The organism is Sediminibacterium sp. TEGAF015 (genome assembly GCF_025997995.1).
GTDB lineage: Bacteria > Bacteroidota > Bacteroidia > Chitinophagales > Chitinophagaceae > Sediminibacterium.
Genome location: NZ_AP026683.1, coordinates 1989031 through 2005178, shown reverse-complemented (window position 1 = coordinate 2005178; position 16148 = coordinate 1989031). Strand labels below are relative to the sequence as shown.

The following is a 16148-nucleotide window of genomic DNA, read 5'->3' as shown; positions in this document are numbered from 1 at the left end:
TAATGCATCATTTAATTGCTTGTTTTTAGTCTTAGGCAACTTTATTATTATCCCAATGCTTTATCTAAATCAGCAATTAAATCATCCACATCTTCCACGCCAATACTCAATCTGATTAAAGTGTCGCTTAATCCATTCGCAATTCTTTTTTCTCTAGGAATGGAAGCATGAGTCATTGATGCAGGATGATTAATCAAACTTTCTACGCCTCCCAAACTTTCAGCTAGCGAAAATAATTTAGTAGAAGACAAAACCTTTTTAGCAGCTTCTATGCTATCGTCTTTTAATTCAAAAGACAGCATGCCACCAAAATCGCGCATCTGTTTTCTGGCAATGGCATAATTAGGATGATCTTCAAAACCGCACCAGTATACTTTGCCTACTTTGGGATGTTTTCTTAACCAATGAGCTATGGTTCGTCCGTTTTCACAATGTCTTTGCATGCGTAAGTGCAAGGTCTTGATACCTCTTAATACCAAGAAGCAATCCATGGGGCCAGGAACTGCTCCACAGCTTTTTTGAATAAAATACAATTGCTCTCTTAGATCAGCGCTGTTCATCATTAATGCTCCCTGAATCACATCGCTATGACCCCCCAGATACTTAGTGGCAGAGTGCATAACAATGTCTGCACCCATGTCTAGTGGGTTCTGCAGATAAGGCGAGGCAAAAGTATTGTCTACACATAACAATACATTGTTGGCTTTTGCAATGGCTGCAGTGCCTTCTATATCTGTTATATTCATTAATGGATTGGTGGGTGTTTCAATCCAAATCAGTTTTGTTTTGGGGCTAACTGCGTTCTTTATATTATTAATGTCGGTAGTGTCAACATATGTAAATACAATACCAAATCGCTCATATATTTTTGAAAACAAACGGTAGGTTCCGCCATACATATCATTGGCTGCAATCACTTCATCGCCGGGCGATAATAATTTCATTACAGCATCGGTAGCAGCTACACCGCTTCCGAATGCCAATCCGAATTTTCCATTTTCAATTTGTGCATAGGCTTCTTCCAATGCTTTTCGTGTTGGATTCTGGCTTCTTGCATATTCAAATCCCTGGTTTACCCCCGGCGCTTCCTGAACGTAAGTAGAAGTTTGATAGATAGGAGTCATAATGGCTCCTGTAGACGGATCAGGTTCTGCACCTGCATGAATGTATTTGGTAGCAATCTTCATATCATTATTTTTTTGTAGTTACTAAAGTAAGGGGTAATTCTGCTTTTTTATCATCCCATAGAAAAACCAGATTGGCTTTGCCGGTAGATTCTTTAAAGTAAATGGTAAAAGTTTCCACCATATCAACTGTGGTCTCAGGTTTTATTTCGGTTCTGGCTACGTCCTTTTTGGTATCGTAGGTAAAACTTCCCCAGCAGAAATTATCCTTACTAACAATGATGGTCCATTTATTTTCAGTAGGAATACAGTATAGGGTATATCTCCCTTTAGCCAATACCTTATTCGCAATTTTAATTGGGCTGAATATTTCCAGTTCTGTAGCTTCATTTGCTCCCAATCTCCATAGCTCATCGTATTTAATAATACCTCCGAAAATGGTTCTTCCATTTTTCATGGGACGACCATAAATCACTCTAGCAATAGGCTGATCCTTGGCCTTCCCACTCATTTTAAGTAAGGGATAGTTGTCGGGCCAATAACTCATATCCATGGGGGACTTGTCTAATTCTGTTGGTTTTTGCTGGGCAAAACCTGCAAAAGAGGCAAATACAAATGCCAATAGGAGTCCGATTCGCATATAGGTATACATTTTTTACAAATATACTTGGCTATTTCGCTATCAGTTCTTCAAATTGACCAATGGCAAAATTTTTAACATCTGTCAAAAATAGAGCTGAGTACTCTTGCATTTGTTTGTAATTGTTCAGGAAGAGTTTAAATGCTTCTTCGGAGTGTTCGAGGTAAGCGGCACGTCTTACCAGTCCTTTAAAGCTGTTTTCAATACCCCACTCATAGCGGTAATTGAATAACCAGTTTTGTTGTTCCATAAATGGAAACATGCGGGAAAATGGTTCTGGGAACCATTCTTTTTGCTGGTTCAGTAAACCATAGGTTTTTTTTGTAAAGTTCATCCAGCTCTCCGCATTTAATTCATCTGGATGGGTTGCCAAAAAATGATCATATACAATATCCGTGAATGCCCCTGCATATAGTCTTACTGCAGGGGAGAATATCTTCTTAATTTCTTTGGTGATTGAATGATCATCGGTATACGTATCAATAGCCCTGTGCAATCGAATCCCTTTTTGAATACCCTCTGGGTAATCAAACTGCTTTTTCCCTTTAATATAATCACTGATCATATTTCCCGCCAGTATTTCGGGATGATTAAAGGAATAATATGCGTGAGCTAAATAATTCATTTATACAGTGATAATATCCAGTTGCTTATTTTTTCTAAAGCCATCGGTGCAAAGCTTTCTTCTATGCTTCCGTAGGACTGCTCAGGGTTTTGGGCCGTTTGAAACAAATGGTTTAATGAGGGTATTATTTTTACTTCGTATTTTTTGTTGCCAGCCTTTTTTAAGGCTTTTTCTATCCCACTGATATTTTCATCTGCCAACACTTGTATATCATAGGATCCATTAATGGCCAGTACAGGAACTTTTACTTTGGAGAGATTCTCAAAAGGTTCGTAGTTTAAAAAATATTGTAACCAAGCAAGACCTGAAGCAAATTGATTGACCAGGGTTTTGTATGGATGGATTCCGGCAGCCAGAAACAATTTGTTTTCATCAATTGTTGAATGACTCAATTTCCAATCTGCATATACGGCTTCCATTTTTTTCTTTATGGTATCAGCAGAAGTACTGAAACGGAACTGTGCATTCATTTTGTTTACCAAATCGGAAGCAATTGTATAGTCTTCTGCATTCAGATTAGGTTTAATAAAATTTCTACGCATTTGTCCATTCCAGATTTCATATCCCGGAACGCCTGGCCCTGCTAATAAAGTAATGAATGCTACATTTTTATTTCGGGCTGCAACCATCGGGGCAATCATACCTCCTTCACTGTGCCCAATCAATCCCAGTTTTGCAGGATTAATATCATTTCTGCTTTTCAAATAGCTAAGACCAGCCTCTACATCATTTGCAAAATCTTCGCTGGTTAGTTTGTTGGCCGAAAGGCCTAAACTTGTTTTACCTATTCCTCTGTCATCTACTCTCAATACCCCAATACCAGCTTTGGTTAAATAATCGGCTATTACCCAATATATTTTATGATCAAATATAGTTCCGTCTCTGTCCTGTGAACCGCTTCCTGAAATTAAAATCACGGTAGGAAAATCTTTTTTATTTTTTGGAAGGGTTAGGGTACCTCCGAACTGTACAGAACCTTCTTTATTATTATAGGTTACATTTTCAATAATATAATCAAATGGAGGTTGAGGTGTTTGTGGTCTTAGAAGATTTGCCTTTGGGTCTTTAACCTGAATTGTTTTTCCCAATGCCATTGCGGCTTTAAAATTACCCTGTTGAAAAATCCCATTGATACTATCGGTACCATTCCATTTTCCGCGATAACTCCCGTTGATCAGTGGTATTTGAATCACTAAACTGTCGTTCATCAGTGTTGTAGAGCTGGTGCTTATGCCAAATGCATTTTGTGCCGGACTATCAAAAGTTGAAGTCCACTCAGTGCCGGTTCTGGACAGATTAAAAATTAGTGGTAATGAATTTCCATTGATGCTTAATGAGCCCTTCCATGATCCTGTAAGGTCTTGAGCTGTATTGATTTTGCTAAACAATAATGAAGCGGCTAAAAGTATAATACCCTTATTGGTCATGTTGGCTTTTTTTATAGAATTGATAAGAATAAATCATAGGATAAAAAACAATGATTGCTAGTATAACCATTGCTATGGTGAATCCACTAGCGCCATTAAAAAAAGGAGTAATTACTGCAATTGCTATTCCCCCAATCATCCAGATTTTGCTACCAATCTGATGCGTTTTTCTCCAATTCCCCGGGTCTTCCAAAGTCCAAGGTAAGCGCATCCCTATAAAGTAATTGGGTTTTATACTATGCATGAAATTGCCTAAACCAGCAAATAACAAGCCAATCAATGGCATTAAATATTTGTTTGCCTCAAGGTAACCTGTTGTGGTAGCATGAATGATGATTATTTGAATGGCTGCCATGAATACCAATAACATGTAGGCAATTTTTTGCAGTAATTCGGGTGATTGACGAGACTTCTTCGGGTCAATCTTATTAGCGTATTTCACCAGAAAATAAGTACCCAAAGAAATCAGGTTCATGAATAATATCATTACAAGTAAGGTAGATTTTTCACCCTTACCATCTACTTCGCCCTTGTGATTGAAGTGTGTTGGTACAATCTCAGGTAATCTTGTATAAACACTAGCCAGGTAAGCAATGGGTAAGCCAATGCAGATTACTATGATGAGCCATTCTTTCCAGTTCAATGTCTTCATTCGATTTATTTTTTTCGTTTAAACTGTAGCATCCATTTCAGCATTTCATCCATTACTGTTGTATTGATGGAATAATGAATAAACTGTCCGTCTTTGTTGGCAATAACCAGTCCTGCCTGTTTTAGCAGGTCTAGATGGTGCGAAATACTGGGTTTGGAAATATTGAATTGATCGGCAATTTCTCCTGCAGTCATGTCCCTGTCTTTCAATAGTTCCAGAATTTCTCTCCTGGTTGTATCATTCAGTGCCTTAAAAATGATGTTCACCTTTTAGATATTTAGACAAATGTCTAAATAAAATTTTACAAATGCAAATTTTTCAAAGGGCAAGCATAATCTTAGGAAGTTAGCAAAATAGAATTTTAAGTTTTATTTTACAATAGCACTAACTGTTCAATACGGGAAATCCAAACTGATTCATTGTTTCAAAATCGGCTTCCTTAGTTAAATCTTTTACCAACTGCATCAGTTGCTCAACCAGATTGGGACCACACCAACGGCGAGTATATGCTGGCAGACCATAAGGTTCAATCGGAGTAAATTCCCAGGGATGAAAATACAAACAGAGATAGCCATCTTTTGCCAATGTCTGTAAGCATAGTTGCTTATAAATGACATAGGGTATATTCTTGAAACTCAGCCAAAATAAGGGTATACGGATGCCTGGGCTAACTGAAGCGGGAATTCTGATAACGCCTCCTTCTTTGTATGCGGTTCTGGGTAAATGAAAATTGTTGTACCTACCTGGTAACCATGTTGGATTAATAGAGGAGTCGTATTGGTACCCTGCTTCCAATACATCTTTCATTAACACTGGACGCATGCGTGGCATACGCAGGCCAGTTATTTTTTTTTCGGTTATTTCTTCCAATCTCAGTTTTGACTTTAATAAGTCTGCAGTTTCATAATCTGTATGATAAAAAGTATGGGAAGCAATTTCATGTTTTTCAGAAAGCGAACGAATGCGCTCAGGAAAATGATTGGCAAAATTAGCTGTAGTAAACAAAGTAGCTGGAACCATATCTAATAAAGGCTGAATAGCATCAAGCCCTTCTATACCTATACGCATCTGATCTTCCACAGAAATATTGTGTTGGTATTCCAGCGGCATATCAAACTCTTCTACATCAAAACTTAGAAACACCTTTTTATGCATGATCCCAACTTCTTTCTTTGATAAAGTAGTGCGGTCTGTTTTTACTTTGCATAAACAGTTTGCCCAGATAGAGTCCGATGATTCCGAGAATCATCAGTTGTAATCCCCCGAAAAAAGCTATGGCAGCAATGATGGATGCCCAACCTGAAACGGTATGTCCCTGATAAAAACTGTAAATGATGTACGGAATATAAAGTACAGATAAAAATGCGAAGCTAAATCCAAGATAAGCCGCCATGTACAAGGGCTTTGTACTAAAAGATGTAATTCCCTGTAAGGCAAATCTTACCATTTTTTTAATGGTGTATTTAGAAGTGCCTGATAAACGAGCAGAAGGAATATAAGCAATGCCTGCCTGACTGAACCCCATCCATTTTACCAGTCCTCTGATAAATAGTTCGTGCTCTCTTAATTGCCTGAATGCATCTACTACTTTTTTATCCATTAACCTGAAATCGGCAGTGCCTTGTTCCAGTTCAATGTCAGACATATTGTTAATTACATCATAGAAAAGTGCTGAGGTTTTCCTTTTTAGTAAAGACAAATCTTCCTGTTCTTTTCTAATGGTATATACCATGTCGGTTCCTTCTTCCCATTTTTCCAATAGCAGTGGGATTAAAGCCGGCGGATGTTGCAGGTCCGCATCCATCATAATCACCGCGTCTCCTTCAGCATGGTCCAGACCTGCCTTCAGGGCATTCTGGTGTCCAAAATTTCTGGATAGACTCAGGTATTGAACATGTTGATTTTCTTTTGAGAGCTGCTGTAAAACAGAAAGTGTATGGTCGCTGCTACCATCATCAACAAACAAAAAGCGATATGCATAAGGAAGGCTATCCATTATAGCGGCAATTTCCTTAACAATTACAGGAATATTCTTTTCTTCGTTGCAAGCTGGAATAACAAAACTGACTAATCTACTCATTGTCCGGAAGGGAATTTGGGTAAATGAATTTTCCAGCAACTGATGATTAACCAGCACCAGATGATGAAACAAGGTAAAGCTTTCAAAGAATACGCAAGAATAATATTAATTCTTATATAGGGTGGAATCAGGTCAGTGGGAGATAGTATGGTTAAAACAAATAGCAATCCCAATAAGGATTTGGCTAAGATGCTAACGGGTTTCTCCCGCGAAATAAACCACAAAGCCGCACCAGTTACTGCAATTACAAATGTTGGGCTTTCTGCTGCCGAACTAAATATGACTACTGAAATTAATACCAGTGCCAAGTAGTATAATCCAAATTTTGGCTGTAGCTGATTTTGTTTTTTCAATAAAGGAAGTCCGAATAGGGTTCCAGCTATTGCGATAATCGGAAGATCAATTGGACCATAGTAATGAAAGATTCTCCTGATCATACCTGGTACAGAAATATCCTGCATGCCAGCAGTTCTTGAATTATCAATATTTTGTTGATTGCGTCGAATAATCTGATAGTACCAGTCTTCATAAGTCTGCATGATATAGTCAGCACTTGAATAAATGATTGGAGCAATAACAATAATGGCTATCCATGCTATAAATGATAGAGCAAACTGCAACTTGTTTCTGGAAAAGAAGAAAAAAGCAAGTCCGGCAATTCCATAGATTTTAGTTAGGAATCCTAATGCAATAAATAAAGTAGCCAGCCAGTCTTTTCCCCTTATGGTAAATACATAGGAAAAAATAAAGAAAGCAGTAAACATGGGATTAAACTGTACACTATGAATGGATGTCATCATTTCAATCACCACAATCCAGTACACAATAATTCTTTGTTTCTCTTCAATCGGCAGTAGTTTCAAGGCATAAAAAAGCGCAGCAGCATTGGCCATAGCCCATAAAAAGCATCCTACATAGGTTGGCAGCAATGCAAATGGAGCTATAACCAGTGAAAAGGCAGGACCATAATTATTAAAGGATACATATTCGTCGGGATAATAACTGAAGAGATATTTTTCCTGCACAACATGCCTGAAAACTCCTTCAAAAATTAAGTAGTTGTCAATGCCGGTTAAGCCCCGGCTCATTTCTGCGCCTACGGCAATGGCTGCCAGTAAAAACCAGATTACATGAATCAAATAGACATTTCCTGCCCACTTGGTTTCCCATTTTTTGTATAGTAAATTTTGTACCTGATTCATTTATGCCTCTTTTTTAAAGATAACCATAATAGATACGCCTGCCGGAAATCGAAATCCTAATTTAAGCAAGTAATAATCAATGGAGAAAATACCCCCTAATAAATTATTGAAAAAGCCTTCTGTTCCAAATATGGCATGATCTGATTCTACCTTGTCTTTTTTCTTTCCTTTTATTTTTTGAACAGCATTTGCCAGCAGTCTGAATGCTGCAATTGGTGCAAAAAGTATTGAGTTAAAATAACTGTCGTAAATCAGTTTCCCCTTTTGAGATTGTATCAGTTTCAATAATTCGGGGCGGGTATATCTTCTGATATGCTGGTTTATTACATCGTGATCGCCCCATAAAAACATATAAGCAGGCACTGTAATAAAAAGGTGACCTCCTGGTTTACACACCCTCCACATTTCTTCCACGGCTTTTTGATGGTCCTCCACGTGTTCTATTACATCAAAGGCACAAACCAAATCATACCTGTTGTCTTCGAATGGAAGTTCTGTAATAGATCCTTGTATAATCGGGCTTTTCAGCAGTGTTTTAGCAAAATTGCAGCAGGTTTCATCGTATTCAACCGACATTACCGGTCCAAATTCCTCCAGCATTTCTGAAGTAGTGCCTGTGGCTGCGCCTATATTAAGTGAATGAATCCCCCGGGGATTTCCCAAAAAGCGACAGATGCGCTCCCTCAATATTCTTTTTCTTACCGTAAACCACCAGTTTACCCTTTCCAGATGATAATATTCTTTAAAGTATTGTTGATCCATGATATTATAAGGGGGAGCTGCAAGTAACGAAAAATTGAGAACAATTTAGAGAAGGCATACCAGTTAAAAAATTTACTTTTGCCCTCTTAAAAATGAATAATATGAGTAAAGGACCTGTTTCTCAGTTTATTGAGCACCATTACAGACATTTTAATGCTGCTGCATTGGTGGATGCGGCCAAAGGATATGAAACCCATTTATTGGAGGGGGGTAAAATGCTAGTTAGCTTGGCTGGCGCTATGAGTACTGCAGAATTGGGCATTAGCTTAGCGGAAATGATCCGTCAGGATAAAGTGGCTATCATCAGTTGTACAGGCGCTAATCTGGAAGAAGACATCATGAATCTGGTGGCACATAGCCATTATAAGCGTGTACCTAACTACCGCGATTTAAGTCCACAGGAGGAGTGGGATTTACTAGAAAACCACTACAATCGTGTAACCGATACCTGCATTCCGGAAGAAGAAGCTTTCCGTCGTTTGCAAAAACATATTTACAAGGTTTGGAAAGACGCAGACAATGCAGGAGAAAGATATTTTCCGCATGAATTCATGTATAAAATGTTGTTGAGTGGCGATTTACAACAGTATTATGAGATTGATCCAAAGAACAGCTGGATGTTAGCTGCAGCTGAAAAGAATTTGCCAATTGTAGTACCGGGATGGGAAGACAGTACCATGGGTAATATTTTCGCTTCTTATGTAATTAAGCAGGAGTTGAAAGCTTCTACCATGAAGAGCGGTATTGAATACATGGTATGGTTAACAGAATGGTACCGCGCCAACAGTGGTGGTAAGGGTGTTGGTTTCTTCCAGATTGGTGGTGGTATTGCAGGTGATTTTCCTATTTGCGTAGTACCTATGATGTACCAGGATTTGGAGTGGCATGATGTTCCTTTCTGGAGCTACTTCTGTCAGATAAGTGACTCTACTACTTCATATGGTTCTTATTCTGGTGCTGTACCCAATGAAAAAATCACCTGGGGTAAACTGGATATTCATACCCCTAAATACATTGTTGAAAGTGACGCAACCATTGTTGCTCCATTGATATTTGCGTATTTACTTGGTTGGTAAGCTTACCAAGCGAGTTTTCCAAACTTCTTTAATTACTTTATGATTTAGCCCCGATTCAAAAGAGTCGGGGCTTTTTTATATTATTTAGGTATATTTTATAGCTAATAGTTATATGATTGTCAAATATCCCTTGAATTAGGGAGGAAATGTTCGTTTTAAGCCTATTTTAATATCATTTCTTTAAGATTTATTTAACATTTATGCAATTAAATGTATATTGAAATCTTAATATTCTAAACCAAAACCTAAACAAATGAGAAAAATTTTGTTGTTGATGCTGGGTTTTATTCTTATTATGAATACTACCTATGCGCAAAAAACAACAGTTAGAGGTAAGGTTACCGACACCAATGGAGTAGGTGTACCTTCAGCTACTGTTAAAGAGAAAGGCACTAAAAATGCTGTAAGTGCTGATGGGGAGGGCAATTTTATGATTTCTGTATCTCCAAATGCCGTGCTGCAGTTTACTGCCACTGGTTTTGGGATGGTAGAATTGCCAGCAGAAAAAGCGGCTTCCGTTAAAATGAAAGAAGCTGTAGATAACTTAAGTGAAGTGGTTGTTACGGCTTTAGGGGTAAAAAGAGAGAAAAAAGCGCTTGGTTATGCAGTTCAAGAAGTAAAAGGCGAAAACCTAACTGTTGCGAAATCTTTAGATATTAGTACTTCTTTAGCCGGTAAAGTAGCAGGTATTCAGTTAGTAGGGTCTCCTAGTTCTACTTTTGATAATGCCGATATATTGATTCGTGGTGTTACAGGATTGGGGCCTCAAGCACCGATTTTTGTAGTAGACGGAACCATCACTAACCAGTCTGCGGTCATCTTAGATAATATTGAAAGTGTTTCTGTATTAAAAGGACCTGCATCAACAGCTTTATATGGTCAACGTGCTGCCAATGGTGCGGTTGTAATTACTACTAAAAAAGGTTCTCGCAAGAAATTTACCAGTGTTGATGTGAATCTTGGATTAACTTTTGAAAAGCTGGCTTTATTACCGCCATACCAAAATGAATATGCTGGTGGATATTCTTCCGCATTAACTTCTGCTGGTACTGCATTTGATGCCCAAGGTTTTTATTTGTTTAAATACAATCCTGCTATCCATCCTGCCTCATGGGCTGCTTTTAATGGACAGCGTATGTTAGAGTATGGTGCCGATGAAAGCTGGGGTCCTAAAATGAATGGAGACAATTATCGCGCATATTGGAGCTGGTATCCTGGAGCTGAGTTTGGTCAGTTGACTCCATTGGTTGCTCAGCCCAATAACGTACGCGATTTCTTTAGAACAGGTGTCAACAAAAACAACTCTGTTTCATTCTCATCTGGGGGAGAAGGCTACAATTTCAGAATGACGTATGCCAATCAAAACAGGAGTTTGATGATACCAAATGCCAATAGAGATCAACATCAATTGGCGTTGAACGGTTCATTCGATATTGGTAAATACATCACTATTTCTACTGATCTCACCTATACTACCAATAGTACAAAAGGTAAACCTGCTGAAGGATATCGTTTAGATGGATTAAATATTACACAGAATTTTAACCAATGGTTTCAGCGTCAGTTAGACATGAAACGCATGCAGAATTACAGAGAGCCAGATGGTAGTTTAAATTCATGGAATATAGGTGATCCCAATGCAAGTGCAGACATAAAAGTATATGGCAGACCTCAATACTGGGATAATCCTTACTTCATGGCTTATGAGGCTTTCTCTACACAAGCACAAAACAGGTTGGTAGGGAATGTTGGTATGAATATCAAGATCAATAAACACCTAAATATTGTTTCTTATGTAAGAGCGAATACCTACAATAATGAGAATACTGGCAGAATGCCAACAGGTGCACTAACCTTGGATTATTTTAGTATTTCACAGGATCGATATTCTGAAATGAACTACGAAACCAATATCATGTACAAGAATAAATTTGGTGATTTTTCTGTAGATGCTATGGTGGGCGGCAACGTTCGTAAAAACAGTTATAGTGCATTGTCAATGGCTACTGAAGGAGGATTAAGTTCTCCAAATTATTTTGATATTGCCGCTTCTATTTCAAGACCAAGTGTAAGCCGCTCCTATGAAAAGAAAACGGTGAATTCTGTTTTAGGAAAAGCGTCTGTTGGTTGGAAAGATATGTTATTTGTGGAAGGTACTTTGCGTAATGATTGGTCATCTGCGTTGCCTTCACAAAGTAACTCTTACTTATATCCTTCCTTAAGCACCAGCTTCATCTTCACTGAATTGCTCAAATCTAGCTGGTTAACTTATGGTAAATTGAGGGCTTCATATGCCAGTGTTGGATCAGACTTAGGTGCTCATGCATTGAACTTGGCTATTGGAAATGGATCCTTCTATGGAACCAATCCTTCTGCAACCATAGGCAACCAATTTAAAGGAGGCGGTATTCGTCCTGCTTTAACCAAAGCCTATGAGTTTGGTGTTGAATTGCGTTTGTTCAAGAAGATTGGCTTAGATGTTACTTATTACCAGAACAACAATACTGACCAGATTTTAGGAATTGATGTAACACCTGCAAGTGGATTCTCAACAGCACAAATCAATGCAGGCAATATCCAAAGCAAGGGTATTGAAATTACGCTTAGTGGTAAGCCTATTGAAACCAGAAACTTTAGCTGGGATGTTAGTTTAAACTGGGCAAAAAATCAAAATAGCGTAAAAGAATTGGCTCCAGGAATCAACACCTATTTATACGCTACCAATCGCTATGATACTCGATTAGAGCATAGAGTTGGTGGTGAGTGGGGGACCTATTATGGTAGAAAATGGAGAACTGATCCAACAACAGGACAAACGTTAATTGATGCAACAGGTCAGCCATTATATGATATCAATCAAAAAATCGGAACTGTGTTGCCCAAGTTTACAGGTGGTATGTTCAATTCATTGAAGTACAAATCATTTGATTTGACTTTTAGTATTGACTTTCAGAGTGGTGGTTTATTTTATTCTGAAACCAGAAACTTTAATTCAGGTACTGGCTTATCTCAAGAAACAGTGGGTAAAAACGATAAAGGATATGATTGGAGAGATTATCCTGGTTCTTATACAACTGCTGGTGGAAATACGGGCAATGGCGGTATTCGTATCCCAGGTATTTTTGCCAATGGAGCTTTAGCAGGTAAAGAAAACAATCGTTATATTTCTGCAAGAGCTTATTGGTATACAGCCCGTCAGCGTGATGCTAGTAACGTATTGTTAGATGGTTCGTATGTAAAGCTTCGTGAAATCAGATTCGGATATTCAATTCCTGCATCTGCATTAAAATCGGTTCCTTTTGTAAAGTCTGCCAACATTGGTTTCATGGTTCAAAATGCCTGGTTAATTTGGGCTACAACCAAAAAGTGGGGTGTTGATCCTTCCGAGTTAGAAACATTCTATCGCGAAGGTGGTCAGCTTTCTTCAACCAGACAATTTGGTATCAACTTAAGGGCTTCATTTTAGTAAACGAATTCAGTAAAAACAAAAAGACATTTTATGAAAAAGATATTAATCGTTTTTGGTTTGCTGGCTACGTTACAAAGCTGTAACAAGTTTGGCGATACCAATATTTCTCCTGCTCAGTTAACAACTGCTTCAACAAAAGCTTTGTTGACAAATGCAGAACAAGCTCTTAGTACCTACGTGACCAGCGCACGACTAGGTTCAATGTATATTCAACATATTTCTGAAGGACCTTATCCTGGATCCTCATTGTATAGTGATCGAAACTCTAGTTTCGCTGGTTGGTATACAGGTCCATTATATGATTTACAAACAATTATTAACTATAATAATGCAGGTTCTTCCTCTGCTAATGGCAATGGGTCTAAAAATAATCAGATTGCAGTTGCAAGAATTTTAAAAGCCTATTACTTTTTGCAAATGACTGATATATGGGGTGATATTCCATATTCTGAAGCATTGCAAGGGGATAAGAATTATTCTCCTAAATACGATAAGCAGCAAGATATTTACACTGCTTTATTTAAAGAACTTACAGAAGCCGTAGCACAAATAAATGAATCTGAAACAGCTGTGGTAGGTGATATTTTGTTAAACGGTAATATGGCAGCATGGAAGCGGTTTGCGAATACTACCAGAATGGTGATGGCACTTCGTATTTCGAAAGCTGATCTTGCGAAAGGTAAAACAGAATACGCGGCTGCAGTTTCTGCTGGTGTAATAACAAGCAATGCGCAAAACATCAATTATAAATACATTGCGGGCGACCCTAATAACTACAATCCATGGTATAATAACTATACTATTAGTAATAGAAATGACTATGCTATCAGTAAAACAATGACAGATTATATGGATCCTAAAGCAGATCCAAGGTTGCCTGTTTTTGCAGAAACTTTAGCAGGGGGTGTTATTAAGGGATTGCCTTACGGTAGAAATATCGCAGTAAATATTCCTGCTGCATATAGCAGAATTGGAACTGCATTCAGAAACCAAGATTCACCACTTACCTTATTCAACTATGCTCAAGTACTATTTATGCAGGCTGAAGCGGCTAAGTTGGGTTATGTTGCCGGAGGAGATGTAGAAGCTGAAGCAAAATATAAAGATGCAATTAAGGCATCTTGGGAAATGTATGGTGTATTTAATCAGACTAAGTATGACACCTATATCGCTTTACCAGAGGTTGCCTATACTTCAGTAGACGGGCATAAGAAAATCATGACAGAAAAATGGGTGCACAATTATTTGGCTGGATATGAAGCTTGGAAAGATTGGCGCAGAACTGGTTTCCCTGTTTTGACTCCAGCTGTGGATGCAGTGGATTCAAGAGGAATCCCTTTACGTTTAGGTTATTCTCCAACCGAAGCATCTTTAAATCCTGTAAACTATGCAGCCGCAGTAACTGCATTGGGAGGTAAAGATGAGAATTATGGTTTAATGTGGTTGGTTAAATAAGTTCTCTTTAGTTTAAGTTTAAGGATTGCTGCTACAAAAAGCCCCGGCTCAATTGAGACCGGGGCTTTATTATTTAATTCCTAAAATTATCTCGCTGGCATAGTAAGTGGGATGTCGCGCTTCAACATTTCATCCCTGTTGGCCATTTCCCATGCAGTATGGAAAACCAGCTTCGCTCTTTTCTCCATTAATTCAAAATTGATTTTATCAACGGTATCACCGGGTTGGTGGTACTCTGCTTTCAACATACCATCATAGAAGAATAAGATAGGAACGCCTTTGCGTGCAAAATTGTAGTGGTCGCTTCTGTAATAGATTCTGTTCACGTCTTTTGGATCATCGTATTTATAATCCAAAGTCATATTTAGGTATTTGGAGTTAACGCCTTCGTTAATCTTTGCTAAATCAGAACTTAATTTATCGTGACCAATTACATAGATATAGTTTAAAGTATCTCCTGTTTTTCTTTCTGTATCTACACGACCAATCATATCTGTATTTAAATCAACAGAAGTTTTTTCCATTGGGAAAATAGGATTGTCTGAGTAGTACTGAGAGCCCCAAAGGCCTTTTTCTTCACCACTTACAGTCATGAACACCAAAGTTCTGCGTGGCTTGTTGCCCTTTTTAGCAGCGGCTGCAAAAGCTTCTGCCATTTGCATTACACCTACTGTACCAGATCCATCATCATCAGCTCCGTAATAAATTACATCGCCTCTTTTGCCAAGGTGATCATGGTGTCCGGTCATGAAAACAAACTCGTCTTTTTTATCGGTTCCTTCTATGATTCCGATAACGTTACTTGTTTCTAATGCAATTGATTTTTTGTCGGCATTGATGCTGAGTTCAGCAGTATATTTTCCTTTGTTTAAACCAGCCAATGCTTCACTGCTCAGTTTTGTTGTTCTACCAGCTAAGGCAGATGCAATTTCTTCAGAAACAGTAACCATCATGAAAGGTGCACCTGCTGGCTTGTTCAAATACATATTGCCTTTTGTAGCAGTTGCTGTTTTGCGAGGAAAATCCTTTGACACTAATATTACACCTGTTGCACCCGCTGTTCTTGCTGCAGTTGCTTTGGCTGGACCCGAAATAGGACTTGGTGTTCTGGTTCCGGGTGCAGGTGTGGGTGCTTTATATCCAGCAGGAGCTCCATCCAGCATCATGACAATTTTGCCCTTTACATCAAGGCCGGCATAATCGTCTATTCCTGCTGCTTTGTCTACAATACCATATCCAACAAATACCAGTTCTTTAGAGCTGCTTTTTCCGTTGGCGATGGTTTGCAAAGACATCATAAAGTCTTTGTCCCAGTTAAATAGTTTTCCATTTACTCTTAATTCTATGCTTGCCAATTCGTCTTGGTAAACATTGTAATACTGCTGGTAACTGTTGCCATTGCCCGGCTTCAGCCCCATTCTTCTGAATTCTGATTCAATATAGGCTGCCGCTTTTCTTTCGCCTGGCATAGCCGTTTCCCTTCCTTCCATTTCAGGACCGGCAAGAATGGTTAATTTTTGCTTCATAGAAGCAGGGGTAATCAATGCAGCAAATTTGGCTGATGCATCTTCTTTTTGTCCGTATGCAATTCCACTCGAAAGGAACATTGCACCCAACAGGATTTTTTTCATCATGG

14 protein-coding genes are annotated in these 16148 nt (G+C 38.5%); 3 read left to right on the top strand and 11 right to left on the bottom strand.

Features of this window, described 5'->3' with window-relative positions; genetic code table 11:
• Window positions 1–47: 47 nt before the first annotated feature.
• From TEGAF0_RS09055 to TEGAF0_RS09010, 10 genes are all read right to left on the bottom strand, one after another.
• A complete protein-coding gene (locus tag TEGAF0_RS09055; protein WP_264897854.1) occupies window positions 48–1187 on the bottom strand; it encodes a cystathionine gamma-synthase in 1140 nt (379 codons plus the stop codon).
• Window positions 1188–1191: 4 nt separating this feature from the next.
• Window positions 1192–1764, bottom strand: a complete 573-nt coding sequence (locus tag TEGAF0_RS09050) for a DUF2911 domain-containing protein (RefSeq protein WP_264897853.1) — start codon at window positions 1762–1764, stop codon at window positions 1192–1194.
• Between the two features lie 31 nt (window positions 1765–1795).
• Window positions 1796–2389, bottom strand: coding sequence for an acyl carrier protein phosphodiesterase (locus TEGAF0_RS09045; RefSeq protein WP_264897852.1), 594 nt, complete (start codon window positions 2387–2389; stop codon window positions 1796–1798).
• Complete coding sequence (locus TEGAF0_RS09040; RefSeq protein ID WP_264897851.1) at window positions 2386–3816, bottom strand: alpha/beta hydrolase family protein; 1431 nt, start codon at window positions 3814–3816, stop codon at window positions 2386–2388. The genes TEGAF0_RS09045 and TEGAF0_RS09040 overlap by 4 nt, the downstream gene beginning before the upstream one ends.
• Window positions 3806–4468, bottom strand: coding sequence for an SdpI family protein (locus TEGAF0_RS09035; RefSeq protein WP_264897850.1), 663 nt, complete (start codon window positions 4466–4468; stop codon window positions 3806–3808). Before TEGAF0_RS09035 ends, TEGAF0_RS09040 begins: the two co-directional genes overlap by 11 nt.
• Window positions 4469–4473: 5 nt before the next feature.
• Window positions 4474–4734 (bottom strand): autorepressor SdpR family transcription factor, encoded by a 261-nt coding sequence (locus TEGAF0_RS09030; protein WP_026764750.1) that lies wholly within the window; start codon window positions 4732–4734, stop codon window positions 4474–4476.
• A gap of 118 nt (window positions 4735–4852) precedes the next feature.
• On the bottom strand, window positions 4853–5623 hold the full coding sequence (locus TEGAF0_RS09025; protein WP_264897849.1) for a polysaccharide deacetylase family protein: 771 nt from the start codon (window positions 5621–5623) through the stop codon (window positions 4853–4855).
• Complete coding sequence (locus TEGAF0_RS09020) at window positions 5616–6548, bottom strand: glycosyltransferase family 2 protein (protein WP_264897848.1); 933 nt, start codon at window positions 6546–6548, stop codon at window positions 5616–5618. The genes TEGAF0_RS09025 and TEGAF0_RS09020 overlap by 8 nt, the downstream gene beginning before the upstream one ends.
• Window positions 6545–7750 (bottom strand): glycosyltransferase family 87 protein, encoded by a 1206-nt coding sequence (locus tag TEGAF0_RS09015; protein ID WP_264897847.1) that lies wholly within the window; start codon window positions 7748–7750, stop codon window positions 6545–6547. Before TEGAF0_RS09015 ends, TEGAF0_RS09020 begins: the two co-directional genes overlap by 4 nt.
• Window positions 7751–8512, bottom strand: coding sequence for a class I SAM-dependent methyltransferase (locus tag TEGAF0_RS09010; protein WP_264897846.1), 762 nt, complete (start codon window positions 8510–8512; stop codon window positions 7751–7753).
• Window positions 8513–8613: 101 nt separating this feature from the next.
• Between TEGAF0_RS09010 and TEGAF0_RS09005 the strand changes: the two genes are divergently transcribed.
• From TEGAF0_RS09005 to TEGAF0_RS08995, 3 genes are all read left to right on the top strand, one after another.
• Entirely contained in the window at window positions 8614–9588 is a 975-nt protein-coding gene (locus TEGAF0_RS09005; RefSeq protein WP_264897845.1) for a deoxyhypusine synthase family protein, read from the top strand.
• A gap of 253 nt (window positions 9589–9841) precedes the next feature.
• Complete coding sequence (locus TEGAF0_RS09000) at window positions 9842–13054, top strand: SusC/RagA family TonB-linked outer membrane protein (RefSeq protein ID WP_264897844.1); 3213 nt, start codon at window positions 9842–9844, stop codon at window positions 13052–13054.
• A 33-nt stretch (window positions 13055–13087) separates the two neighbouring features.
• Window positions 13088–14512, top strand: coding sequence for a SusD/RagB family nutrient-binding outer membrane lipoprotein (locus tag TEGAF0_RS08995; RefSeq protein ID WP_264897843.1), 1425 nt, complete (start codon window positions 13088–13090; stop codon window positions 14510–14512).
• 86 nt (window positions 14513–14598) lie between these two features.
• On the opposite strand, the gene TEGAF0_RS08990 is transcribed toward TEGAF0_RS08995, so the two are convergent.
• A complete protein-coding gene (locus TEGAF0_RS08990; protein ID WP_264897842.1) occupies window positions 14599–16146 on the bottom strand; it encodes a M28 family peptidase in 1548 nt (515 codons plus the stop codon).
• Window positions 16147–16148: the final 2 nt, after the last annotated feature.